This window comes from Rhizobacter sp. P2_D12 (assembly GCF_056404395.1).
The window spans coordinates 1-24002 of the sequence record NZ_JBFUEB010000094.1; the positions used below are offsets into that span (position 1 = coordinate 1).

At 68.5% G+C, this 24002-nt stretch carries 22 protein-coding genes; 6 read left to right on the forward strand and 16 right to left on the reverse strand.

Translation table 11 applies throughout. The features are described 5' to 3' along the window. Positions 1–2089 (reverse strand): UvrD-helicase domain-containing protein (locus AC1DYN_RS24925; protein WP_477964090.1); only part of this gene is annotated, 2089 nt, incomplete at its 3' end. Beyond that, positions 2086–4686: a PD-(D/E)XK nuclease family protein gene (locus AC1DYN_RS24930; RefSeq protein WP_477964092.1), complete on the reverse strand. Its 2601-nt coding sequence runs from the start codon at positions 4684–4686 to the stop codon at positions 2086–2088. The genes AC1DYN_RS24925 and AC1DYN_RS24930, both read right to left, overlap by 4 nt. A 128-nt stretch (positions 4687–4814) precedes the next feature. On the opposite strand from AC1DYN_RS24930, the gene trxA reads away from it, so the two are divergent. From trxA to AC1DYN_RS24950, 4 genes are all read left to right on the forward strand, one after another. Next, entirely contained in the window at positions 4815–5144 is a 330-nt protein-coding gene (gene trxA / locus AC1DYN_RS24935; RefSeq protein WP_047511552.1) for a thioredoxin TrxA, read from the forward strand. Between the two features lie 270 nt (positions 5145–5414). Further along, on the forward strand, positions 5415–6677 hold the full coding sequence (gene rho, locus AC1DYN_RS24940; protein WP_477964094.1) for a transcription termination factor Rho: 1263 nt from the start codon (positions 5415–5417) through the stop codon (positions 6675–6677). Positions 6678–6780: 103 nt separating this feature from the next. Then, entirely contained in the window at positions 6781–7044 is a 264-nt protein-coding gene (locus AC1DYN_RS24945; protein WP_477964096.1) for a type B 50S ribosomal protein L31, read from the forward strand. Positions 7045–7170: 126 nt separating this feature from the next. Beyond that, the gene (locus tag AC1DYN_RS24950; protein WP_477964098.1) at positions 7171–8829 is read left to right on the forward strand and encodes a hypothetical protein; all 1659 of its coding nucleotides are present in this window, start codon (positions 7171–7173) and stop codon (positions 8827–8829) included. 58 nt (positions 8830–8887) lie between these two features. Here AC1DYN_RS24950 and phoR read toward each other — a convergent pair whose 3' ends face one another. From phoR to pstS, 7 genes are all read right to left on the reverse strand, one after another. Continuing rightward, on the reverse strand, positions 8888–10252 hold the full coding sequence (gene phoR / locus AC1DYN_RS24955) for a phosphate regulon sensor histidine kinase PhoR (RefSeq protein WP_477964100.1): 1365 nt from the start codon (positions 10250–10252) through the stop codon (positions 8888–8890). A 16-nt stretch (positions 10253–10268) separates the two neighbouring features. After that, positions 10269–10970, reverse strand: coding sequence for a phosphate regulon transcriptional regulator PhoB (gene phoB / locus AC1DYN_RS24960; RefSeq protein ID WP_477964102.1), 702 nt, complete (start codon positions 10968–10970; stop codon positions 10269–10271). 22 nt (positions 10971–10992) lie between these two features. Beyond that, complete coding sequence (gene phoU, locus AC1DYN_RS24965) at positions 10993–11703, reverse strand: phosphate signaling complex protein PhoU (RefSeq protein ID WP_477964104.1); 711 nt, start codon at positions 11701–11703, stop codon at positions 10993–10995. Between the two features lie 14 nt (positions 11704–11717). Then, a complete protein-coding gene (gene pstB, locus AC1DYN_RS24970; RefSeq protein WP_477964106.1) occupies positions 11718–12503 on the reverse strand; it encodes a phosphate ABC transporter ATP-binding protein PstB in 786 nt (261 codons plus the stop codon). 18 nt (positions 12504–12521) lie between these two features. After that, positions 12522–13415, reverse strand: a complete 894-nt coding sequence (gene pstA, locus AC1DYN_RS24975) for a phosphate ABC transporter permease PstA (protein ID WP_477964108.1) — start codon at positions 13413–13415, stop codon at positions 12522–12524. Beyond that, positions 13412–14389: a phosphate ABC transporter permease PstC gene (gene pstC / locus AC1DYN_RS24980; protein WP_477964110.1), complete on the reverse strand. Its 978-nt coding sequence runs from the start codon at positions 14387–14389 to the stop codon at positions 13412–13414. The genes pstA and pstC overlap by 4 nt, the downstream gene beginning before the upstream one ends. Before the next feature lie 109 nt (positions 14390–14498). Continuing rightward, positions 14499–15503, reverse strand: a complete 1005-nt coding sequence (gene pstS, locus AC1DYN_RS24985) for a phosphate ABC transporter substrate-binding protein PstS (RefSeq protein WP_477964126.1) — start codon at positions 15501–15503, stop codon at positions 14499–14501. Between the two features lie 246 nt (positions 15504–15749). Between pstS and AC1DYN_RS24990 the strand changes: the two genes are divergently transcribed. Then, positions 15750–16235: a fasciclin domain-containing protein gene (locus tag AC1DYN_RS24990; protein WP_477964112.1), complete on the forward strand. Its 486-nt coding sequence runs from the start codon at positions 15750–15752 to the stop codon at positions 16233–16235. Positions 16236–16243: 8 nt separating this feature from the next. Here the strand turns inward: AC1DYN_RS24990 and glmM are convergent, their stop codons facing one another. From glmM to AC1DYN_RS25010, 4 genes are all read right to left on the reverse strand, one after another. Further along, positions 16244–17575 (reverse strand): phosphoglucosamine mutase, encoded by a 1332-nt coding sequence (glmM, locus tag AC1DYN_RS24995; protein ID WP_477964113.1) that lies wholly within the window; start codon positions 17573–17575, stop codon positions 16244–16246. 48 nt (positions 17576–17623) lie between these two features. Next, positions 17624–18466, reverse strand: coding sequence for a dihydropteroate synthase (gene folP, locus AC1DYN_RS25000; protein WP_477964115.1), 843 nt, complete (start codon positions 18464–18466; stop codon positions 17624–17626). A gap of 75 nt (positions 18467–18541) precedes the next feature. Next, positions 18542–20443, reverse strand: coding sequence for an ATP-dependent zinc metalloprotease FtsH (gene ftsH / locus AC1DYN_RS25005; protein WP_477964117.1), 1902 nt, complete (start codon positions 20441–20443; stop codon positions 18542–18544). A gap of 99 nt (positions 20444–20542) precedes the next feature. Continuing rightward, positions 20543–21241 (reverse strand): RlmE family RNA methyltransferase, encoded by a 699-nt coding sequence (locus tag AC1DYN_RS25010; protein WP_477964128.1) that lies wholly within the window; start codon positions 21239–21241, stop codon positions 20543–20545. Positions 21242–21274: 33 nt separating this feature from the next. Here AC1DYN_RS25010 and AC1DYN_RS25015 point away from each other — a divergent pair, with 33 nt between their 5' ends. Next, entirely contained in the window at positions 21275–21748 is a 474-nt protein-coding gene (locus AC1DYN_RS25015) for a YhbY family RNA-binding protein (RefSeq protein ID WP_477964119.1), read from the forward strand. Here AC1DYN_RS25015 and AC1DYN_RS25020 read toward each other — a convergent pair whose 3' ends face one another. The 3 genes from AC1DYN_RS25020 to AC1DYN_RS25030 all read right to left on the reverse strand — a co-directional run. Beyond that, complete coding sequence (locus AC1DYN_RS25020; RefSeq protein WP_477964121.1) at positions 21749–22201, reverse strand: DUF4149 domain-containing protein; 453 nt, start codon at positions 22199–22201, stop codon at positions 21749–21751. Between the two features lie 2 nt (positions 22202–22203). Then, the gene (gene greA / locus AC1DYN_RS25025) at positions 22204–22680 is read right to left on the reverse strand and encodes a transcription elongation factor GreA (protein WP_477964122.1); all 477 of its coding nucleotides are present in this window, start codon (positions 22678–22680) and stop codon (positions 22204–22206) included. Positions 22681–22763: 83 nt separating this feature from the next. After that, positions 22764–24002: ATP-binding protein (locus AC1DYN_RS25030; RefSeq protein WP_477964124.1), on the reverse strand; the 1239-nt coding region annotated here is incomplete at its 5' end.

The following is a 24002-nucleotide window of genomic DNA, read 5'->3' on the forward strand; positions in this document are numbered from 1 at the left end:
CCTGCTGCCAGGCCGGCAGCAGCTGCCGTGCGCGCTGCAGCGCGGGGCGGCCGTCGGCGCGATGGGCCAGCAGCGCCGACCACCAGTCGCCCGAGCCGGCGGCCTGGCCGGCGAGCGCGATCAGGTCGTCGTCGGTGGCCCCGAACAGCGGGCTGCGCAAGGCCTGCGCAAGCGCCAGCCGGTGCTGCGGCGAGGCCAGCGCATCCAGCATCGCGATCAGGTCGCGCACCTCGGGGGCATCCATCAGCGACTGGTCTTCGACCGCGGCCACCGGCAGGTGGCGCGACTGCAGCGCCTGCGCGACCAGGCGCAGCGAGGCCCGCTTGCGGCACAGCACGAAGATCTCGCCCGGCGCGACCGTGCCGCCGGCCACCAGCTCGCCGGCGGCGCGCGCCACCCAGTGCGCCTCCTGCTCGCGCAGCACCTCTTCCGGCTCGTGACGCGGCGTCGTCAGGCTGTCGCGCCAGACCAGCTGGCCCTCGCCCTTGGCCGCGGCCACGCGCGGCGGCCGTTCGACGCCCGGCAAGGCCCGCACGCCGGCCCGCGCGATCGGCGCGACCTCGGTGGTGTGGGCGCGGAAGTCGCTGTACTCCCCGGCGCGCTGGGCGGCATCGAACACCGTGTTCAAGGCCGCGATCACCTCGGGCGCGTTGCGCCGCGTGTGGTCGCAGGCCAGCAGGTGGCCATCCAGCCCCTGCGCGACGAACACGCTGGCCGCGGCGAAGACGCGCGGCTCGGCGCGGCGGAAGCGGTAGATGCTCTGCTTCGGGTCGCCGACGATGAAGACCGACGGCGCCCTCTGCCCGCTCGCCCCGCCGCCGGCGCCGGCATAGGCCGACAACCAGCTGTGCAAGGCATGCCACTGCAGCGGGCTGGTGTCCTGGAACTCGTCGATCAGCACGTGGCGCACGCGGGTGTCCAGGCGCTCCTGCACCCAGCCGGCCAGGTCGGCGTCGCGCAGCAGCGCCAGCGCGCAGCGCTCCAGGTCGGCCATGTCGGCCAGGCCGCGCAGGCGCTTGAAGGCGGCGAACTGCGCCAGCAGCACGCGCGCGAGGCGGGCCAGGCGCAGGTGTTCTTCGTGCGCGGCCTGCTGGCGGCAGGCCAGGTCGATCGCGTCGAGCAGCGCCACCGCCTCGTCCAGTTCGGGCGCGGCCAGGTGCGCGCGCAACTGGCCGCTGCTGTTCAGCAAGGCCTGGCGCGCCGCCTGCAACGCGGCCTCGTGGCCGTCCATCGCCAGCGCCTGCTCCAGCAGGCCGCCCTGCTTGCGCGGCGTCTGCTTCTCCTGTGCGCCGAGCGATGCCGCCACGCGCAGCAGCAGGCTGCGCGCCGCCGGGTCGGCCAGTTGGTGCGACGGGTGCGCCAGCGCGGCCAGTGCCGGCCACAGCTGCGGCGCCGACGGCACGCTGTCGTCCAGCACGCCGGCCTCGTCGGCGAGCTCGATCTCGACGCGCTTGTCGAGCACGGTCGACAGCCACTTGCCGGCCTGCGAACGCCCGCGCTTGGCGATCAGCGCCTGGTAGTCGGCCTGCAGCGCGGCATCGTCCAGCAGCACCGCGTGGAAGCGGCGGAAGACCTCGCCCAGGTGCTCGTCGATGTCCTCGATCAGGCTCATGCCCGGCTGCAGGCCCAGTTCGGCCAGCAGGTCGAGCGGCGCGGTCTTCAGCAGCTGCGAGAACCAGGCGTGGAAGGTGCGGATCTCGACCGCGCGGCCGCTCTCGAGCACCTGCTCGTGCAGGCCGGCGAGCCGGGGCGCGAGTTCGGCCGCGAGCGCCGGCGGCACGCCGCGCGCGACGAGTTCGGCGGCGCGGCGCGTGTCGTCGACGTCGGGCGACGCGAAGCCGGCCAGCCACTCGCCCAGGCGCTCGCGCATCTCGCCCGCGGCCTTGCGCGTGAAGGTGATGGCGAGGATCTCCTGCGGGCGGGCGCCGTCGAGCAGGGCCCGCACGATGCGCGACACCAGCATCCAGGTCTTGCCGGCACCGGCGCAGGCCTCGACGACGACGCTGCGCTGCGGATCGCAGGCGATCGCATAGAAGGCCTCGCGCGACACCGGCGCGCCGTCGGCCTGGTAGGCCGGCGTGTTGTTCATGGCGCGCTCCATTGGTCCTTGCGGCACAGGCCGCGGGCCTCGCAGAACTCGCAGACGCGGCCCTCGCCGAGCGCGGGCAGGCCGGCGCCGTCGCGGATGCGCGCCAGCTCGCCGGACAGGCCGTCGATCAAGGCCTGCGCACTCGCCTCGACGTCGGGGTGCGGCACCTGGCGGATCTCGTGGCCGGCATCGAGCAGCAGGTAGACGGCCTGCAGGCGCGCTTCGGTCTGCGGGCGCATCAGCGCGGCATAGAACGCGAGCTGCGTGTCCTCCAGCGGTTGCCGCACCTGGTTGCGCAGCGCGGTCTCGCTGCCGGTCTTGTAGTCGATCAGCTCGCGGGTCTCGGCGCCGCCGGCGACGCGGCGGTCGACGCGATCGATGCGGCCGTTCAGCGTGACCTCGGCCGGCGCCGGCAACCGCACCTCGTGCGCCTGCTCGCCTTCGGCCCACGCGATGCCCTGCGCATCGCGCTCGTGCAGCCAGGCGACGTAGCGCGGCACCAGCTGGCCGAAGCTGACGGCAAACGGCAGGAAGTCTTCGTCGGCCAGGCCGGCGYGGGCCTGCATCGTGCGGCCCAGCTGCAGCAGGCGCGCGGCTTCGTCGCCGGCCGGGGCCGGTGCGGTGCGCGTCGCGTGGAACTCCTGCAGCACCGCATGCAGCCAGGTGCCGTAGTCGCGCTTCTCGACCTCTTCGTCGAGCTCGCCGGGCTCGCGCAGCTTCAGCATGTGCAGCGCGTAGAAGCGGTACGGGCAGGCCCGCAAGGCCTCGCACGCACTGGCCGACAGCTGATCGGGCAGCAAGCCGGGCGCCGGCGGTGCCGGCAGGTAGACCGGCTGCGGTGCGACGGCCTGCGCGGTGCGCGGGTCGATCCAGGGTTGCACCGCACGGCCCTCCTTGCGCAGCGCGAGCGACAGGCGTTCGAGCAGCGGGCTGGCCGACAGCGGCTCGCTGCCGTCGACGTGGCGGCGCAGCAGCGTCACACGCGGCGCGTTCAGCGCGTGCGCGAACGACAAGGCCTCGCGTTCGCGCCGGCCGGCGGCCGTCGGCAGGCCGAGCGAGTCGGCCTGCGCATCGGTGATGAACGGCAAGGTGTCGACGCCGGCACCGAGGTGGCGCTCGTCGGCGCCCGGCAACACCAGCGCCGCGAAGGGCCGCAGCATCGCATGCACCAGCGGCGTGATCACGACGGCCGGCTGCGGCGGCGCGGGCGGGATGAACGCGGCCTCTTCGAGCACGTCGTCGACCCACTGGCGCAGCTGGTCGAGCGACATCGAGGTCTGCCCGGCCTGCGCCGGCCAGCCGGCGCCTTCGGCCAGGCGCAGGGCCGACAGCACCTGCATCCCGGCCGCGTCGTCGGCCAGCGCGTCGGCCAGGCCGCTCGCCTTCAGCATCGCCTGCACGGCCGCGCACCAGTCGCGCAGCGGGCGCCGGCCAGGCTCCGCCAACGGCGCCAGCGCATCGCGCAAGGCCGTCCACAGGCGCGCTTCGGCGGGGTGCAGCTGCTCGAGGTCGATCTGCGATGCGCGGCGCCAGCCGTGGCGGCGGCAACTCGCCTCCAGCGACTGCGTCATCGCAGCCACCGGGCCCAGGCCGGGCCACGGCGCGGTCAGCGACTTCAGCGCATCCAGCGTCGCATCGGCACTCGCCGCGCCGGCCGCGCGCAGCAGGCCCATCAGTTGCGCCGCGGCGCGCGTGGTCGACAGCTTCCAGCCGGTTTCGTCGAGCACGGCGACCGATTGGCGCGCCAGCAACGCGTGCACGCGGCGCACCAGCAGGCGGTCTTGCGCGACCAGCGCGACCGGTGCTTCGCCCTGCTGCAGGTGCGCCAGCACCTGCGCGGCGGTGCACTGGGCCTCGTCCTCGAAGCCCTCGCAGACCGCGACCACCGGCGCGCGCCGCGGCAGCCGCCGCGCTGGCGCGTCGGTATCGATCGCGAGCACCGGCGCGTTCGAGCGCGCCAGCAGGGCCTCGGCCAGCGGATCGCTGCCGCCGGCGCGCACGACGATCCACGCCGACGGCTGCAACGCGAACAGCGCATCGGTGTGCAGGGCCGGGGCGGCCGCAGCCCATTCGACGGCGATGGTCGCGATCTGCCGTTCGGTCAGGCCCGGCCCCTCGCCCGCGGCCAGCACGGCACGCGCGCGGCGCCAGTGCGCATCGCGCTCGTCCGGCGCCACCGCGGCGGCCGCACGCGCCAGCGCATGCGACAGGCGCACGAAGCCGGCCACCGCATCGTCGAAGGCACGCGGGTCGCTGCGCGCCCACGCCGACAGCCTGGCCTGGCCGCGCAGGATGCGTGCGGCGGCAAGCCGGTCGAGGTGCACGTCGAAGCTGATCTGGCCCTCTTGCGCGGCCGGCGGCGGCCCCAGGCGGTGCGCCAGCGTCAGCGTGGTCTCGATCTCCGGCATCCAGCCACCGGCCTGCACCCAGGCTTGCCGCGCGGCAGCAAGCTGCTGCGCAAACGGCAGCAGCAGGGTGCTGCCGCCCAGCGTCACTGCCTCGCGCGCCGCCCAGCCGCGCACCTGCGCGACGATGTCCGCCCAGGCGAGCGAATCGGCCGCAATGGAGGCGATCAGGTCGGTTTCAAGGCTGTTCAAGAGGGCGTGGCGCTATCGAAGCCATAGAGGAAGTGAGGTCGGCCCGCCCCGCGTGAACAGGGCCTTTGTGTCAGAATCATTGTGCCTTGCCACCCTCCACGGGCGGCGCATGTCCAAGGACAAACCCCATGAGCAGCGAACTGATCAAGCACACCACCGACGCGTCGTTCGACAGCGACGTCCTGCAGGCTGACAAGCCGGTCCTGGTCGACTACTGGGCCGAGTGGTGCGGGCCCTGCAAGATGATCGCCCCCATCCTCGACGAAGTCTCGAAGGACTACAGCGGCCGCCTGCAGATCGCCAAGCTGAACGTCGACGACAACCGCGACGTGCCGGCCAAGTTCGGCATCCGCGGCATCCCGACGCTGATGCTGTTCAAGGGCGGCCAGCTCGCCGCCACCAAGGTCGGGGCCCTGTCCAAAGCCCAGTTGACGGCATTCCTCGACGGTCATCTATAATCGTCTGAATCGCGGTGGCCTCGGCTCGGATTCTCCGGACTGATCGGCCGAATTGATCGAAGCCACCGCCTGAAGAGTTGCCACCACGCCTCCGGTCACGTAGACCGCAGCGCGTGAGTCCGGCCCAAAACCCCAAAGTATTTGTCGTCGCGAGAGCGGTGCCAGGTTCACCAGCAGCCCCATGCCGGGCTGCATGTCGAACATGTCGCAGCAATCGATTCCGGTCCGGCTTCAGGGACCCTGCTTGCACTCTTTCCAGGGGCATCGTCCATGCATTTGTCTGAATTGAAAGCGCTCCACGTCTCCGCGCTCATCACGATGGGTGAGGCGCTGGAGATCGAGAACGTCGCCCGCATGCGCAAGCAGGAGCTGATGTTCGCGATCATGAAGAAGCGCGCGAAGGGCGGCGAGCAGGTGTTCGGCGACGGCGTGCTCGAGGTGCTGCCCGACGGCTTCGGCTTCCTGCGCGCCCCCGATGCCAGCTACATGGCGTCCACCGACGACATCTACCTGTCGCCCAGCCAGATCCGCCGCTTCAACCTGCACACCGGCGACGCCGTCGAAGGCGAGGTGCGCGTGCCCAAGGACGGCGAACGCTACTTCGCCCTCGTCAAGGTCGACCGCGTCAACGGCCTGACGCCCGAGGAGAGCAAGCACAAGATCATGTTCGAGAACTTGACGCCGCTGTTCCCGAAGGAACAGTTCAAGCTCGAACGCGAGATCAAGAGCGAAGAGAACGTCACCAGCCGCATCATCGACCTGATCGCACCGATCGGCAAAGGCCAGCGCGCGCTGCTCGTGGCGCAGCCCAAGACCGGCAAGACGGTGATGATGCAGCAGCTGGCGCATGCGCTGGTCGCCAACCACCCCGACATCTACCTGATCGTGCTGCTGGTCGACGAGCGGCCCGAAGAAGTGACCGAGATGGTCCGCACGGTGCGCGGCGAGGTCATCAGCTCCACCTTCGACGAGCCGGCGGCCCGCCACGTGCAGGTGGCCGAGATGGTGATCGAGCGCGCCAAGCGCCTGGTCGAGATGAAGAAGGACGTCGTGATCCTGCTCGACTCGATCACCCGCCTGGCCCGCGCCTACAACAACGTGTTGCCGTCGTCCGGCAAGGTGCTCACCGGCGGCATGGACTCGAACGCGCTGCAGCGCCCGAAGCGCTTCTTCGGCGCCGCGCGCAACGTCGAGGAAGGCGGCTCGCTGACCATCATCGGCACCGCGCTGATCGACACCGGCAGCCGCATGGACGACCTGATCTACGAAGAGTTCAAGGGCACCGGCAACTGCGAGATCCACCTCGACCGCCGCATGGCCGAGAAGCGCGTCTACCCGTCGATCCTGATCAACAAGAGCGGCACGCGCCGCGAAGAGCTGCTGCTGCAGCCCGAAATCCTGCAGAAGACCTGGATCCTGCGCAAACTGCTGTACCCGATGGACGAGATCGAGGCGATGGAATTCATCCTCGACAAGATGAAATCCACGAAGAACAACCACGATTTCTTCGACATGATGCGTCGCGGCGGTTGATGCCTGGCGCCACCAGGCTATAATCCGCGGTTTTCCGCATTCCGGAAAGTGCGCCAAAAGGTTTGGCGTGGCTCCCGGCATCACAGCGCTGAAGAGGTTTCCCATGGCCAAAGAAGGCATCCACCCGAATTACCGCGAAGTGTGCTTCGTGGACCTGTCCAACGGTTTCAAGTTCGTCACGCGTTCGTGCGCGCAGACCAAGGAAACCATCAAGATGGAAGACGGCCGCGAGATGGGCCTCATCAAGCTGGAAACCACGAGCGAATCGCACCCGTTCTACACCGGCACCCAGAAGAGCATCGACTCGCTGGGCGGTCGCGTCGAGAAGTTCCGCAACAAGTTTGCGCACCTCTCCACCAAGAAGTAAGCCTCGCGGCTTCAAGCAAACAAGGCAGCCTGCGGGCTGCCTTTTTCATTGGCGCATGCGAAAGATCGTGCCGAACTTGCTGCATCATCGTCGCCGTCCCGCGAACCCCTCACCGCCCTAGCGCCCTTGAACTCGCCCAACCCTGCCCTCGTCACCCAGCGCGCCGCGCAGCGCCTGCCCCGGCTGGCCTTGCTGCTGTTCTGCGCCGCCTACCTGCTGCCCGGCCTGTTCGGCCGCGATCCGTGGAAGGCCGCCGACATGACGGCCTTCGGCTACATGGTCGACATCGCGCAGGGCAGCACCAGCTGGTGGACGCCCACCGTTGCCGGCATCCCGAGCGACTCCGCGCTGCTGCCCTACTGGCTGGGCGCCGTGTTCGTCAAGCTGCTGGGCGGCCTGCTCGGCGCGCCGCTGGCCGCGCGCATCCCGTTCACGCTGCTGCTCGGCGTGACGCTGCTGCTGACCTGGTACAGCACCTACCACTTCGCGCGCACCGAGGCGGCCCAGCCGGTGCCGTTCGCCTTCGGCGGCGAGGCCGACCCGATCGACTATGCGCGTGCCATCGCCGACGGCGCGCTGCTGGCGCTGATGGCCAGCCTCGGGCTGCTGCAGCTGGGCCACGAGACCACGCCCGAGCTCGGTCAACTGGCCAGCGTGTCGCTCTACCTCTACGCGCTCGCGTCCTGCCCGTTCCGCAGCTGGCAGAGCAAGGCGGCCGTGCTGGTGGCGCTGCCGGCGTTGTCGGCCAGCGGCGCACCGATGATCGGCGCGCTGCTCGCCGTCGTCGGCGGCATCGTCTGCGCGCGCTCCAGCTACGAGCCGGCAAGGCGCTTCAGCGCATGGATCGCGTTCGGCGGCGTGCTCGGGCTCATCGTCGCGACGGCGCTGGGCGCCTGGGGCTGGCGGCTCGACGGCTACGTGGAGCTGAACGACTTCGTCAGCCTGGCCAAGCTGTTCGCGTGGTTCATGTGGCCGGGCTGGCTGCTGGCGTTCTGGACGCTGTGGCGCTGGCGTGCCCAGTGGCTGAACCGGCACATCACCGCCCCGCTGGGCTGCGTGGTCGTCAGCGTCGTGGCCTGCCTGGCGATGGGCGGCTCCGACCGCGCGCTGATGCTGGGCCTGCCGCCGCTCGCGGTGCTGGCCGCCTTCGCGCTGCCGACGCTGCACCGCGGCACCTCGGCCGCGATGGACTGGTTCTCGGTGTTCTTCTTCAGCGTCTGGGCACTCGCGATCTGGGTGGTCTACGCCTCGGTCTACACCGGCGTGCCGGCCAAGCCGGCCGCCAACGTCGCGCGCCTGGCGCCGGGCTTCGTGCCCAGCTTCTCGCTGATCGCGCTGCTGGTGGCGATCGCGGCGACGCTGGCGTGGCTGTGGCTGGTCAAGTGGCGCACCGGGCGGCACCGCCATCCGCTGTGGAAGAGCCTGGTGCTGCCGGCCAGCGGCGTGGCGCTGTGCTGGTCGCTGCTGATGACGCTGGGCCTGCCGCTGTTCGACTATGCGCGCAGCTACCGGCCGCTGGTGACGCGCATCGCGCGCAACGTGCCCAGCGATGCCTGCATCGCCGCGCCGGGCTTGAGCCGGGCCCAGCTGGTGGCGCTGGAGTACTTCGGCGGCTACCGCGTCGACGCGACGCTGCCGGCCGACCGCACGACCTGCGAGTTCCTGGTCATCATGGAAACGCTGCGCCGCCAGGCGCCTGCGCCGGCCGGCTGGCAGTTGCTGGCCCGCGAACTGCGGCCGTCGGACAGCGACGAGGTGGCAGCCGTCTACCGCCGCGGCCCGTAGCCAGGATGCCGCCAATCCGGGTCGGTGGTACCGGCGCAGCCCCGGATTGGCATCCGGGCTACGAGATCTGGTCGTTGGTGAGGGGCAGTGCACGCCGCGGATCCGGCGCCGGCTCCAGGAAGCGCACGCGCGCTGCCGGCAACACCAGGCAGAAGCGCGAGCCCTTGCCGATCTCGCTGTGGATGTCGAGCTCGCCGCCGTGCCGCTGCACCACGTGCTTGACGATCGACAGCCCGAGCCCGGTGCCGCCGGTGTCGCGCGAGCGGCTGCCGTCGACGCGGTAGAAGCGCTCGGTCAGCCGCGGCAGGTGCTCGCGCGCGATGCCCGGCCCGGTGTCGCTGACCGCGACCTCGCCGGCACCGTCCTCGCGCACGCGCCAGTTCACCGCGATGCGCCCGCCCTCCGGCGTGTAGCGCACCGCATTCGTCACCAGGTTGCCGACCGCGCTCATCAGCTCGCTCTCGCTGCCGGCCAGCTGCGCCGCGTCGGCGCCCGAGAAGCTCAGCTGGTGCCGCCCCATCGACAGCGCGCTGGCATCGGCCTGCGCCTGCGCGAACAGCTTGCTGACGGCGATCCAGCGGTCGCTGGGCGGCCGCGGGCTGCCTTCCAGCTGGGCCAGCGTCAGCAGGTCGGCCACCAGCGTCTGCATGCGCTGCGTCTGCTGCGACATCAGCGTCAGCACGCGGCGCCGCTCGACCTCGGTCAGCGGCAGGTTGCTCATGGTCTCGATGAAGCCCGACAGCACCGTCAGCGGCGTGCGGATCTCGTGCGACACGTTGGCGACGAAATCGCGCCGCATGCCTTCGGAGCGTTCGCGCTCGGTGACGTCGAGCGACAGCACCAGCTTCAGCCCGTCGCCGTACGGCCGGATGAAGACCGACAGCGTGCCGCGGTTGCGCAGGTCGGGCACCGACACCGCATCGTTGAACCGGCCGGCCTGCAGGTAGCTGACGAAGACCGGCGCGCGCACGAGGTTGGTGACGCGCTGGCGACGATCGCGCACCGGATCGAGCCCGAAGTGATCGGCGGCCACCGAGTTGCACCACTCGATCTGGTCGTTCTGGTCGAGCAGCAGCACGCCGTTGGGCGATGCTTCGATCGCCGACAGGAAGTGCGAGAGCCGCGATTGCTCGTGCGCCACGCTGCGATCGCGCGCCAGCACCGCACGCTCGATGCGGTAGCCCATCTCGCCCCAGAAGCCGGTGTCGCGCGGTGCCGGCCCTTCCATCGAGCCGCTGAGCCAGCGCATCAGCCGGAAGCCGCGCACCGCATCGATCAGCGCCAGGCCACTGACGGACAGCAGCGTTCCGAGCCAGACGCCGATCAGCGGCGCATGCACCATCTCGCCCAGCACATAGCCGATCGCGCCACCCACCGCCATCGCGAGGACGCCGGCCAGGAAGCGCGGCAGCAGCCAACTCATCGGATGCAACCTGCCATCACGCCGACAGGGACTGCACCTGCTGCGTCAAGCGATAGCCCGCGCCACGCACCGTCTCGATCATCTGCGAGCAGTTGACCGGGTTCAGCGCCTCGCGCAGCCGCTTCACGTGCACGTCGACCGTGCGTTCCTCGATGAACACGTGGTCGCCCCACACGCGGTCGAGCAGCTGCGAGCGGCTGTGCACGCGCTCGGGATGGGTCATGAAGAAATGCAGCAGGCGGAACTCGGTCGGACCGACACGCACCTCCTGGCCTTCGCGCGACACGCGGCGCGTCGCCGGGTCGAGCTTCAGCGGCCCGACCTCGACCGCCGAATCCAGCGCCTCGGGCGCCTTGCGGCGCAGCACCGCACGGATGCGCGCCATCAGCTCGTGGGTCGAGAACGGCTTGGTCAGGTAGTCGTCGGCCCCGGCGTCGAGGCCGGAGATCTTGTCGGATTCGGCGGCGCGTGCCGTCAGCATGATGATCGGCAGCTCGCGCGTGCGCGGCTGCGAGCGCCAGCGCTTGGCCAGCGAGATGCCGGATTCGCCCGGCAGCATCCAGTCGAGCACCACCAGGTCGGGCAGCACCCGGTCGACCTGCACCAGCGCCTCGTCGGCGGTGGCGGCGACCACGACTTCGTAGCCGGCATGCCGCAGGTTGATGGACATCAGCTCGGCAATCGCCGATTCGTCTTCGACCACCAGCACCTGGCTCATTCGGGGCTCCCTTGCAGTTGGATCATCGGACGACCATCGACTCCACCGTCTCGACGGTGTTGTGCCGCACGTCGGTGCCCATCACCACGTAGATGATGACCTCGGCGAGGTTCTTCGCATGGTCGCCCACGCGCTCGATGGCCTTGGCGACGAACACCAGGTCGATGCTCGACGAGATGGTGCGCGGGTCTTCCATCATGTAGGTGATCAGCTTGCGCATCAGGCCGTCGAACTCCTGGTCGATCTGGTCGTCCTGCTTCAGCACCTCGAGCGCCTTGGCGGTGTCGAGCCGTGCGAAGGCATCGAGTGCCTTGCGCAGCTGGGCCACCGCCAGCTCGGCCTCGAAGGCCAGGTCGTTGACCGGCAGGCGCAGCCGGCTCGACACGCCGGTGTTGATCAGGCGCTGCACGGTGCGGGCGATGCGCGCCGCCTCGTCGCCGACGCGCTCGAGGTTGGCGATGGTCTTCGAGATCGCGATCAGCAGGCGCAGGTCGCGCGCCGTCGGCTGGCGCCGCGCGATGATGSTGGACAGATCGCGGTCGATCTCCATCTCCATCGCGTTGACGCGCTCCTCGTTGCGCAGCACGTCGCTGGCGATCTCGCCGCTGAAGTTGGTCAGCGCATAGACCGCTTGCGCGACCTGGGATTCGACCAGCCCGCCCATCTCGAGCACGCGCGTCGAGATGCCGCTGAGTTCGGCGTCGAACTGGGTGGAAAGATGCTTGTCCGTCATGGTCTTTGCTCCGCTCAACCGAACCGGCCGGTGATGTAGTCCTCAGTGTCTTTCTTCTTCGGCTTCATGAACAGGTCCGACGTGACGCCGAACTCGATCAGGTCACCGAGGTACATGTACGCGGTGTAGTCGGAACAACGTGCCGCCTGCTGCATGTTGTGCGTGACGATGACCACCGTGTAGTCGTTCTTCAGCTCGTGGATCAGCTCCTCGATCTTGCCGGTGGAGATCGGGTCCAGCGCCGAGCAGGGTTCGTCGAGCAGCAGCACCTCGGGCTTGATCGCGATGCCGCGTGCGATGCACAGGCGCTGCTGCTGGCCGCCGGACAGGCCCGAGCCGCTTTGCGTCAGCTTGTCCTTGACCTCGTTCCACAGCGCGGCCTTCTTCAGCGCCCACTCGACGCGCTCGTCCATCTCGACGCGCGGCAGCGTCTCGAACAGGCGCACGCCGAACGCGATGTTGTCGTAGATCGACATCGGGAACGGCGTCGGCTTCTGGAACACCATGCCGAYCTTGGCGCGCACCAGCGAGACGTCCTGCTTCGACTTGAGGATGTTCTCGCCGTCGACCAGGATCTCGCCTTCCGCGCGCTGTTCGGGGTAGAGCTCGAACATGCGGTTGAAGGTGCGCAGCAGCGTCGATTTTCCGCAGCCCGACGGCCCGATGAAGGCGGTGACCTTCTTCTCGGGGATGTCCAGGTTGATGCGCTTGAGCGCGTGGAAGCTGCCGTAGTAGAAGTTCAGGTTGCGCACCGAGATCTTGGCCTTCTCGGTCACCGGGAGTTCGACTTTGACGTCCATGTCGTTCTTTCTGGTTCTCTAGTGCTTGTTGCGGAACATCACGCGGGCAAAGATGTTCAGTGCCAGCACGCCGAGGGTGATCAGGAACACGCCGGCCCAGGCCAGCTTCTGCCAGTTCTCGTACGGACTCATCGCGAACTTGAAGATGGTCACCGGCAGGTTGGCCATCGGGCCCGACAGGTTGCTGGTCCAGAACTGGTTCGACAGCGCGGTGAACAGCAGCGGCGCGGTCTCGCCGGCGATGCGGGCGAAGGCCAGCAGCACGCCGGTCATCACGCCGGCACGCGCCGCCTTCAGCGTCACGCTGGTGATCACGCGCCACTTCGGCGTGCCCAGTGCATAGGCGGCCTCGCGCAGCGAATGCGGGATCAGCGACAGCATGTTCTCGGTGGTGCGGATCACGACCGGGATCACGATCAGCGCCAGCGCCAGCACGCCGGCGTAGCCCGAGTAGGTCTTGAAGCGCGCGACGATCACCGCGTAGATGAACAGGCCGATCACGATCGACGGCGCCGACAGCAGGATGTCGTTGATGAAGCGGGTGACGCTGCCGAGCCAGGTCTTCTGGCCGTACTCGGCCAGGTAGATGCCGGCCAGCACGCCGATCGGCGTGCCGACCAGCGTGGCCAGCGTCACCATCACCAGCGAGCCGTAGATCGCGTTCGCCAAGCCGCCGATCTCGGCCTGCGGCGCCGGCGTCATCTCGGTCAGCACCGACCAGGTCAGGCCGCCGATGCCGAGGCGGAAGGTCTCGACCAGGATCCAGATCAGCCAGAACAGGCCGAAGGCCATCGCGGCCATCGACAGCGTCAGCGCGACCGCGTTGACGCGGCGGCGGCTGCGCGCCTTGGCCAGCCGGCCGGCCTCGACCGGGCTGATGGCTGCGCCCATGGTGTTGGTTGCGGTGTTCATGAGCGCGATCCCTCGCCCTTCTTGAGCTGCGCGAGCAGCATCTTCGACAGCGACAACACGACGAAGGTGATGAAGAACAGCACCAGCGCCAGGTACAGCAGCGAGGCCTGGTGCAGGCCCTCGCCGGCTTCGGCGAATTCGTTGGCCAGCACCGAGGTGATGCTGTTGGCCGCCTCGAACAGCGACGGGCCGTTCAGCTGGTTGGCGTTGCCGATCACGAAGGTGACCGCCATCGTTTCGCCGAGCGCGCGGCCCAGGCCCAGCATGATGCCGCCGATGACGCCGGTCTTGGTGTAAGGCAGCACCACGCGGAAGACGACCTCCCAGGTGGTGGAACCCAGGCCGTAGGCCGATTCCTTCAGCATCGCGGGCGTCACTTCGAACACGTCGCGCATCACCGCGGCGATGAACGGAATGATCATGATCGCGAGGATGATGCCGGCCGACAGGATGCCGATGCCCACCGGCGCGCCGGAGACAAGGCCCTTGACCACCGGCACGTTGCCGAACGCGGCCTGCAGCGGCTGCTGCACGTACTGCGACAGCACGGGGCTGAACACCAGCAGGCCCCACATGCCGTACACGATGGACGGCACGGCCGCCAGCAATTCGATCGCGACGCCCAGCGGACGGCGCAGCCAGTTGGGCGACAGCTCGGTCAGGAACAGCGCGATGCCGAAGCTCACMGGCACCGCGATCAGCAGCGCGATCGCCGAGGTGGCGAGCGTGCCGTAGATCATCACGAGGCCGCCGTACTGGTCCTTGACGGGATCCCACTCGCTGCGCCACAGGAAGCTCAACCCGTATTCGCGGATGGCCGGCGCGGCGCCGATCACCAGCGAAACGATGATGCCGGCCAGCAGCAGCAGCGTGAGGATCGCGGCGCCGTGCGCCAGCAGCGAGAAGACGGTGTCCGCCCAGGGTGCGGAACGGCGGGCCGAGGGTGGCTGCCCCAGGGGGTCGGAGCGTTGCATCTCGTCTTTGTCGTAGTGCGATGCGGGGAGTGTAGCGGCCACGGTTTTTCCCTCCAGGCGAGGGCGGCGAGGCCTGACGAGGCTCGCCGCCCGAGGTTGCTTGCGGGGATTACTTGTACGCGACAGCCTTGCCCGAGGCGTCCTTGATCTCGCTCCACTGCTTGCGCACCAGCGCCTTCACCGCATCCGGCAGCGAGACGTATTCGAGCTCGGCGGCCATCTTGTCGCCGTTGCCGTAGGCCCAGTCGAAGAACTTCAGCGAGTTCGTCGCCTGCACCGGCTTGTCCTGCGACTTCTGCATCATGATGAAGGTGGCGCCGGTCAGCGGCCAGGCGTCCTTGCCGGCCTGCTCGGTCAGCACCTGGTAGAAGGTCTTGCTCCAGTCGGCGCCGGCGGCGGCGGCCTTGAAGTTGGCATCGTCCGGCGCGACGAAGTTGCCGTCCTTGTTCTTCAGCAGCACGTACGACATCTTGTTCTGCTTCGCGTAGGCGTACTCGACGTAGCCGATCGAGTTGGGCAAGCGCTGCACGTACGACGAGACGCCTTCGTTGCCCTTGCCGCCCGCGCCGGTCGGCCAGTTGACGGCGGTGCCTTCACCGACCTTGTCCTTCCACTCGGTGTTCACCTTCGACAGGTAGTTCGTGAAGATGAAGCTGGTGCCCGAGCCGTCGGCGCGGCGCACCACCGAGATCGCGGCGTCCGGCAGCGGCACGCCGGGGTTCAGCGCGGCCAGCGACGGGTCGTTCCACTTCGTGACCTTGCCCAGGTAGATGTCGCCCAGCGCCTGGCCGGTCAGCTTGATCTGGCCGGGGTTGATGCCCTTGATGTTGACCACCGGCACCACGCCGCCGATCACGGTCGGGAACTGCACCAAGCCGTCCTTGGCCAGTTCGTCGTCCTTCAGCGGCATGTCGGAGGCGCCGAAATCGACCGTCTTCGAGCGGATCTGCTTCAGGCCGGCACCCGATCCGACCGACTGGTAGTTGATGCGGGCGCCGCTGGCCTTGTTGTAGGCCTCGGCCCACTTGGCGTACAGCGGGGCCGGGAACGTGGCGCCGGCGCCGGTGATGTCTTGGGCGACCGCGACCGAGGAGATCGCGCTGACGGCCACCATCGTGGCCACGGACCGGAACGACAGGAAATTCATTGTGCGCACCTTTCGGGTACTGGCTGGAGGAATGCCGGGACTGTAAAAGTGCTGTGTGACAGGCCGGTGACACGAATGGCATCCGACAGGTGTTTTACGCGCCGGAAATCCCTGCGACGCCCGGTGGAAGGCACTGTCATGAAGGATTCACGACCTTGTCACATCGGGTCCATAAGCTGCCAGCCAGCCTCAACCCCCGAAGGAAGAACCCCGATGAACAAGAGAAACTGGCTGATCGCCGGCGCTGCCGCCCTGACCCTGCTCGCCACCGGTTGTGCCACCACCCCGGCACCGAAGACGGTCGCCGAAGTGGCCGCGACGACGCCCGAGCTGTCGACGCTGAACAAGCTGATCAATGACGCCGGCCTGGCCGCGACGCTGAACGGCCCCGGCCCGTACACGATCTTCGCGCCGACGAATGACGCGTTCAAGGCGGTGCCGGCCAAGACCATGGATGCGCTGTCCAAGGACAAGGCCATGCTGACCGCGGTGCTGAACTACCACGTGGTGGCCGGCCAACTGACCTCGGCCGACATCAAGAACGGCCCGGCCAAGACGCTGCAGGGCGGCCACCTGGCGTTGTCGAAGTCAGGCACTTTCGTGACGGTCGAAGACGCCGTCGTGACGCAAGCCGACCTGAAGGCCAGCAACGGCGTCGTTCAGATCGTCGACCGCGTCTTCATCCCGGCCACGAAGTAAGGCCCCGGTCAGGCGCGCAGGGTGTCGGCCAGGCGCTCTGCGCAGGCCTTGGCCTGGGCCGCATCGCGCGCCTCCACCATCACGCGCACCAGCGGCTCGGTGCCGGAGGGGCGGATCAGCAGCCGGCCTTCGTTGCCGAGTTCGCGCTGCACCGCCGCCTGCGTTTCGGCCAGCTTCGGGGCGGCTTTCCAGTCCTGCCCCGGCTTCAGCTTCACATTGATCAGCACCTGCGGGAACAGCGTCACCGCCTCGACCAGCTGGGCCAGCGACTTGCCGCTGCGGCTCACCGCCTGCAGCACCTGCAACGCGCTGACGATGCCGTCGCCGGTGGTGTGCTTGTCGAGCGCGAGCAGGTGGCCCGAGCCCTCGCCGCCCAGCAGCCAGCCGCGCGCCGACAGCTCTTCCAGCACGTAGCGGTCGCCGACCTTGGCGCGCACGAACTCGATGTCCTGCGCCTTCAGCGCCACCTCGACCGCCATGTTGGTCATCAGCGTGCCCACCGCGCCCGGCACGCGCTGGCCCTGCGCCAGGCGGTCGGCCACCATCACGTACAGCAGCTCGTCGCCGTTGTAGAGCCGGCCCTCGGCGTCGACCAGCTGCAACCGGTCGGCATCGCCATCGAGCGCGACGCCGTAGTCGGCCCGGTGCTCGCGCACCGCCTTGACCAGGGCCGCCGGCGCAGTGGCACCGAAGCCGTCGTTGATGTTGACGCCGTCGGGGCTGCAGCCGATCGCGACCACCTCGGCGCCGAGTTCATGGAACACGTCCGGCCCGCACTGGTAGGCGGCCCCGTGCGCCGCATCGACGACCACCTTCAGGCCCTTCAGCGACAGGTCATTGCTGAAGGTGCTCTTGCAGAACTCGACGTAGCGGCCGCGCGCGGCCTCGAGCCGGCGCGCCTTGCCCAGGCGGGCCGAATCGACCCATTGCGGCTCCTGCGCGAGCGTGGCCTCGACGCGCTGCTCCCATTCGTCGGGCAGCTTCTCGCCGCGGGCCGAGAAGAACTTGATGCCGTTGTCGGGGAAGGCGTTGTGCGATGCGCTGATCACGACGCCCAGGTCGAGCCGCAGCGCACGCGTCAGGTAGGCGACGCCCGGCGTCGGCAGCGGCCCGGTCAGCAGCACGTCGACACCGGCCGACGCGAAGCCCGCTTCGAGCGAGGACTCGATCATGTAGCCGGAGATGCGGGTGTCCTTGCCGATCAGCACCGTGGGCTTGTCGATGCCCGACTTCAGCACGCGGCCGACGGCATGGCCCAGGCGCAGCATGAAATCGGGCGTGATCGGGGACTGCCCGACCGTGCCGCGAATGCCGTCGGTGCCGAAATAGGTTCTGCTCATGCTGTGGTCTCCACGCCCAGGCTCGGTGAGGTCGGGATTTTGCGGCAATCAGGGGCGCCCGAGCCCGATCAGGCCGGCCGCACCCCACACCTTGAGGGCATCCACTGTGGGGGTCACGTCGTGGACCCGCAACACGCTGGCGCCGTTCTGCACCGCGCCGAGCGCGGCCGCGAGGCTGCCCGCCAGGCGCTCGCCGACGGCCCGGCCGGTGACGGCGCCCAGGCTGCTCTTGCGCGACCAGCCGGCCAGCACCGGCCGGCCGTCGGCCAGCAGCTCGCGCTGGCGCGCCAGCAGCGCGAAGTTGTGCTCCACGGTCTTGCCGAAGCCGATGCCGGGGTCCACCACCAGCCGGTCGGCCGCGACACCGCGGGCCAGCAAGGCTTCGCAGCGCCCACGCAGGAAGGCCCGCACCTCGGCCACGACATCGTCGTAATGCGGCGCGGCCTGCATCGATTTCGGTTCGCCCTGGGCGTGCATCAGGCAGATGCCGCAGCGCGGATGGGCCGCCACGGCGGCTTCCGCACCCGGTCCGCGCAGCGCGAAGATGTCGTTGACGATGTCGGCGCCCAGGTCCAGCGCGGCCTGCATCACCTCGGCCTTGCAGGTGTCGATCGACAGCGGCACGCCGAGCTTCAGCGCCTCGCGCAGCACCGGCACCAGGCGGGCCAGCTCCTCGGCCAGCGGCACCGGGTCGGCACCGGGCCGGCTCGATTCGGCACCCAGGTCGAGGATGTCGGCACCCTCCTTCAGCAACTGCTCGCAGTGCGCCAGCGCCGCGCGCGTGCTGGCATGGGCACCACCGTCCGAGAACGAATCGGGCGTGATGTTGACAATGCCCATCACGCGGGGGCGGTCGAGGTCGATGGTGAAGCGCGTGGTCTGCCAGTGCATCGTGGATTCTCCTCGCCATGAAAAAACGGGGCCGAAGCCCCGTTGTCTGATCGAACCGGCGAACCGGCGAAGCGCTCAGGCCGCGGCCGGTGCGCCGTCCGGCTTGACGGGCGGCGTCGTGCCGCTCGGCTTGCCGGAAGCCGGGCCCCAGTCCTTCGGCGGACGCGGCGGGCGGCCGTTCATGATGTCGTCGATCTGGTCGGTGTCGATGGTTTCCCATTCGAGCAGCGCCTTGGCCATCGCGTGCATCTTGTCCTGGTTGTCCTCGATCAGCTTGCGCGCGATCGCGTACTGCTCGTCGATGATGCGGCGGATCACGTCGTCGACCTTCTGCATCGTCTGTTCCGACACGTTGACCTGCTTGGTCACCGAGCGGCCCAGGAAGACTTCGCTCTCGTTCTCGGCATAGACCATCGGGCCCAGCTCATCGGTCATGCCGTAGCGGGTGACCATGTCGCGCGCCATCTGCGTCGCACGCTCGAAGTCGTTCGACGCGCCGGTGGTCATCTGGTGCATGAACACCTCTTCGGCGATGCGGCCGCCGAACAGCATGCTGATCATGTTCAGCATGTACTCGCGGTCGTAGCTGTAGCGATCCTTCTCGGGCAGCGACAGCGTGACGCCCAGCGCACGGCCACGCGGGATGATCGTGACCTTGTGGACCGGATCGAGCTTGGGCAGCATGCGGCCGATCAGCGCGTGGCCGGCCTCGTGGTACGCGGTGTTGCGGCGCTCTTCCTCGTCCATGACCATCGATTTGCGCTCGGCGCCCATCATGATCTTGTCCTTGGCGCGCTCGAAGTCGATCATCTCGACGACGCGGCCGTTGCGGCGCGCGGCGAACAGCGCGGCCTCGTTGACCAGGTTGGCCAGGTCGGCACCCGAGAACCCCGGGGTGCCGCGCGCCAGGATGTCGGCGCGGATGTCCGCACCCACCGGCACCTTGCGCATGTGCACGTTGATGATCTGTTCGCGGCCGCGGATGTCGGGCAGGGTCACGTAGACCTGGCGGTCGAAGCGACCCGGACGCAGCAGCGCCGGATCCAGGATGTCGGGACGGTTGGTCGCCGCCATCACGATGACGCCCAGGTTGGTCTCGAAGCCGTCCATCTCGACCAGCATCTGGTTCAGCGTCTGCTCGCGCTCGTCGTTGCCGCCGCCGAGGCCGGCACCGCGGTGGCGACCGACCGCGTCGATTTCGTCGACGAAGATGATGCAGGGGGCGCTCTTCTTGGCCTGCTCGAACATGTCGCGCACGCGGGCCGCGCCGACGCCGACGAACATCTCGACGAAGTCGGAGCCCGAGATGCTGAAGAACGGCACCTTGGCTTCACCGGCGATCGCCTTGGCCAGCAGCGTCTTGCCGGTGCCCGGAGGGCCGACCAGCAGCACGCCGCGCGGAATGCGGCCGCCGAGCTTCTGGAACTTCTGCGGGTCTTTCAGGAAGTCGACCAGCTCCTTGACCTCTTCCTTGGCCTCGTCGCAACCGGCGACGTCGGCGAAGGTGGTGGAGTTGTTGGCCTCGTCGAGCATGCGCGCCTTCGACTTGCCGAAGCTGAACGCACCGCCCTTGCCGCCGCCCTGCATCTGGCGCATGAAGTAGATCCACACGCCGATCAGCAGCAGCATCGGTCCCCAGGAGCCGAGGATGCTCAGCAGGATCGACGGCTCCTCGCGGGGCTTGACGTCGAACTTGACGTTGTTGTTGATCAGGTCGCCGACCAGGCCGCGGTCGAGGAAGGTTGCGGTGGTGCGCAGGTCCTTGTCGTCGGTGGTCTTGGCCTTGATCTCGGTGCCCGACGGGCCTTCCTGCAGCTGCACGCTCTTGATCCGCTTGCTGCGCACTTCCTCGAGGAAGTCGGAGTAGCCGATCTGGCTGCCTTGCATTGCACCCTTGTCGAACTGCTTGAACACGGTGAACAGCACGAGTGCGATCACCAGCCAGACAGCGACTTTGGAGAACCATTGATTGTTCACCGCGGCTCCTTCTTGCGATAAATCCTCAGCGCTGGCACAGGACGTGCCCAGCATCCACGGCATCTGGGGACGATTCTAGTCCACACAACCCAAGCGGGTTCACGAACGCTTATCGACCTGGATACCAGGATTCTTGAGTCCGATTCCGACCAAAAAGGTTTCCGACGATTTGTCGCGCGAAGCCTTGGGTTTGATGGGTTTCACGACGCGGAAGGTTTTCTTGAACATCTCGACCAGCTGGCTGTGGCCGCTGCCATGGAAAACCTTGCTGACCAGTGCGCCATTCGGCGTCAGGTGGTTCTGCGCGAATTCGACCGCCAGCTCGACCAGGTGCTCCATGCGGGCGGCGTCCGAGCTCTCGATGCCCGACAGGTTGGGCGCCATGTCGGAGATCACCACGTCGACCGGCCGGCCGCCGACCTGCTCGTGCAGCTGCGCCAGCACCGCGTCCTCGCGGAAATCGCCCTGGATGAAGAGGACGCCCTCGATCGGCTCGAACGGCAGGATGTCGAGCGCGATGATGGTGCCGTTGAGCTCGCCGACCGCCGCCCCGCCGCTGCCGGTCTCCTTGGGCGCGAACTTGCGGCGCACGTACTGGCTCCAGGCCCCGGGCGCGGCGCCCAGGTCGACCACCAGCTGGCCCGGGCGGATGAGCTTGAGTTCCTCGTCGATTTCCTTCAGCTTGTAGGCGGCACGGGCGCGATAACCCTCTTTCTGGGCCAGCTTGACGTAGGTGTCGTTGAGGTGGTCGTGCAACCACGCCTTGTTGACTTTCTTGCTTTTTGTCTTGGTTTTCATTGGCTTACGCTCATCGCAAACGATAATACCCAGATGCCTGCCATTGAACTGACTCCTGCCCAGCGCAAGGAAAAACGCGCCGAAGCCCACCACCTGAACCCGGTCGTCATGATCGGCGGTGACGGCCTGACTCCCGCCGTGCTGAAGGAGGCGGATTCCGCCCTCAATTCCCACGGCCTGATCAAGGTGCGCGTGCTGTCCGACGAACGCGACAACCGTGAGGCGATCCTGGCCCAGTTGAGCGACCAGCTCAATGCCGCCCCGATCCAGCACATCGGCAAGCTGCTGGTGCTGTGGCGCCCGATGCCGCCGAAGGAAAAGGCCGAACGCGAAGACCGCATGCCCGGCCCGCGCACCGTCAAGATCCTGAAGTTCTCGAAGAGCGGCAACCACCGCCCGCAGGTCAAGAAGATCAAGGTGCTGGGCAACCAGCGCGTGGCGGCCGGCGGCGAGATCAAGCGGGCGAAGAAGCGCATCACCAGCCTGAAGAAGACGGCCACCGACTGATCAGCCCCCGGGCTTGGGCGCATTCAGGCGCCAGGCCAGCACCAGCAGCACCAGCGTCTTCAGCGCATACAGGCCCATCGCCAGCCCGTGCAGCGCGCCGAACGACATGCCGCCCTGCCCGGCCTTCGCCGCCGCCAGCGCCGGCAACAGCCCGAAATGACCCAGTACGGTGCAGAACGCGACGCCCAGCAGCATCAGCGCATCGGCACCCAGCACGCTGCCGCCCGCCTCGGTCATCTGCCAGATGCGGCGCAGCATCAGCAGCAGCAGCACCGTCAGCCCGAGGCTCAGGTAGGCCTCCTGCTGGAACATGCGCCCGGCGATGCGGCCGGCGGTTTCCGGAAAGGTGCTCGCGAACCCCGCCGGCGCACCGATGAAGCCGATGCCCAGCAGCACGCCGGCCCACAGGCCCGACAGGTAGGCGGCCAGCCGCTGCAAGCGCGCCGGGCTCATCATCAGATGTAGCGGACTTCGACGATCTCGTAGCTCTTGACGCCGCCCGGCGCCTGCACGTCGGCCACGTCGCCGGCTTCCTTGCCGATCAGCGCGCGGGCGATCGGCGAGCTGATCGAGATGCGGCCTTCCTTCAGGTCGGCTTCATCGTCGCCAACGATCTGGTAGGTGACCGAGGCGCCGGACTTCTCGTCCTCGAGCTCGACGGTGGCGCCGAACACCACGCGGCCTTCGGCATTCAGCGCCTTCGGATCGATGATCTGCGCGGCGGCCAGCTTGCCCTCGATCTCGAGGATGCGGCCTTCGATGAAGCCCTGCTTGTCCTTGGCCGCCTCGTATTCGGCGTTTTCCGACAGGTCGCCCTGCGCGCGCGCCTCGGCGATGGCCTGGATGACCGCATGGCGCTCCACCGTCTTCAGCCGGTGCAGTTCCTCCTTGAGTTTTTCGGCACCGCGCACGGTGATGGGGATGGTGGTCATGGTGGAACCTTGGAGGCAAAAATGAAACCGCCGCCCTCTCCTTTGCAGGAGGCCCGGCGGCGGCCGATCGAGTCGAAGAAAGTTTAGTGCAGTTCGCGGTGCAGCTCTTGCAGGGAAAGCACGACCAGATCGTCCTGGTGCTTCATGCCTTCCACCGCCGCTTCGCAGCCGGCCATGCTGGTGTAGTAGGTCACGCGGTTGGCGAGCGCCGCCTGGCGGATGTGGCGCGAATCGGCGATCGCCGTGCGCGTTTCATCCACCGTGGTGAACACCAGCTGGATCTCGCCGGCCTTCACCATGTCGACGATGTGGGGGCGGCCGTCCTTCACCTTGTTGACCGCCTTCACCGGCACGCCGCCCTCGGCGATGGCCGCCGCCGTGCCCTTGGTGGCGACCACCTGGAAGCCGAGCGCGTGCAGGTCGCGCGCGACGACGACGGCCCGCGCCTTGTCGCCGTTCTTGACCGTGATGCACACCGTGCCGCGGTCGGGCAGGCGCGAGCCGGCGCCGAGCTGGCTCTTCAGCATCGCTTCGCCGAAGGTCCGGCCCGTGCCCATCACCTCGCCGGTGGAGCGCATCTCGGGGCCGAGGATCGGGTCGACACCCGGGAACTTGTTGAACGGGAAGACGGCTTCCTTGACCGAGAAATACGGCGGGATCACCTCGCGCGGCAGCTTGCCGTGGCGGTCCTTCTGCGACGACAGCTTCTGGCCCACCATGCAACGCGCCGCGATCTTCGCGAGCGCCTGGCCGGTGGCCTTGGACACGAAGGGCACGGTGCGCGACGCGCGCGGGTTCACTTCGAGCACGTAGACCACCGCGTCGGCGCCCTCGCCCTGGATCGCGAACTGCGTGTTCATCAGGCCCTTGACCTTCAAGGCCCGGGCCATCAGCACCGTCTGGCGGCGCAGCTCGTCCTGCAGGCTCTTGGGCAGCGAGTACGGCGGCAGCGAGCAGGCCGAGTCGCCCGAGTGGATGCCCGCCTGCTCGACGTGCTCCATGATGCCGCCGATCATCACCTCTTCGCCGTCGCTGATGCAGTCGACGTCGACCTCGATCGCGTCGTCGAGGAAGCGATCCAGCAGCACCGGCGACTTCTCCGACACCTTGACCGCTTCGCGCATGTAGCGCTCCAGGTCCTTCTCGCCATGCACGATCTCCATCGCGCGGCCGCCCAGCACGTAGCTCGGGCGCACCACCAGCGGGTAGCCGATCTCGGCGGCCAGCGTCTTGGCGGCCTCTTCGGTGCGCGCGGTGCGGTTCGGCGGCTGCTTCAGGCCGACCTGGTGCAMGAGCTTCTGGAAGCGCTCGCGGTCTTCGGC

Excerpts from the sequence above, each read along its gene's own strand:
- trxA (WP_047511552.1), top strand. The coding sequence starts at position 4,815 with ATGAGCAGCGAACTGATCAAGCACACCACCGACGCGTCGTTCGACAGC.
- rho (WP_477964094.1), top strand. The coding sequence starts at position 5,415 with ATGCATTTGTCTGAATTGAAAGCGCTCCACGTCTCCGCGCTCATCACG.
- AC1DYN_RS24945 (WP_477964096.1), top strand. The coding sequence starts at position 6,781 with ATGGCCAAAGAAGGCATCCACCCGAATTACCGCGAAGTGTGCTTCGTG.
- phoR (WP_477964100.1), bottom strand. The coding sequence starts at position 10,252 with ATGAGTTGGCTGCTGCCGCGCTTCCTGGCCGGCGTCCTCGCGATGGCG.
- phoB (WP_477964102.1), bottom strand. The coding sequence starts at position 10,970 with ATGAGCCAGGTGCTGGTGGTCGAAGACGAATCGGCGATTGCCGAGCTG.
- pstA (WP_477964108.1), bottom strand. The coding sequence starts at position 13,415 with ATGAACACCGCAACCAACACCATGGGCGCAGCCATCAGCCCGGTCGAG.
- pstS (WP_477964126.1), bottom strand. The coding sequence starts at position 15,503 with ATGGTGGCCGTCAGCGCGATCTCCTCGGTCGCGGTCGCCCAAGACATC.
- AC1DYN_RS24990 (WP_477964112.1), top strand. The coding sequence starts at position 15,750 with ATGAACAAGAGAAACTGGCTGATCGCCGGCGCTGCCGCCCTGACCCTG.
- glmM (WP_477964113.1), bottom strand. The coding sequence starts at position 17,575 with ATGAGCAGAACCTATTTCGGCACCGACGGCATTCGCGGCACGGTCGGG.
- folP (WP_477964115.1), bottom strand. The coding sequence starts at position 18,466 with ATGCACTGGCAGACCACGCGCTTCACCATCGACCTCGACCGCCCCCGC.
- AC1DYN_RS25010 (WP_477964128.1), bottom strand. The coding sequence starts at position 21,241 with ATGAAAACCAAGACAAAAAGCAAGAAAGTCAACAAGGCGTGGTTGCAC.
- AC1DYN_RS25015 (WP_477964119.1), top strand. The coding sequence starts at position 21,275 with ATGCCTGCCATTGAACTGACTCCTGCCCAGCGCAAGGAAAAACGCGCC.
- AC1DYN_RS25020 (WP_477964121.1), bottom strand. The coding sequence starts at position 22,201 with ATGAGCCCGGCGCGCTTGCAGCGGCTGGCCGCCTACCTGTCGGGCCTG.
- greA (WP_477964122.1), bottom strand. The coding sequence starts at position 22,680 with ATGACCACCATCCCCATCACCGTGCGCGGTGCCGAAAAACTCAAGGAG.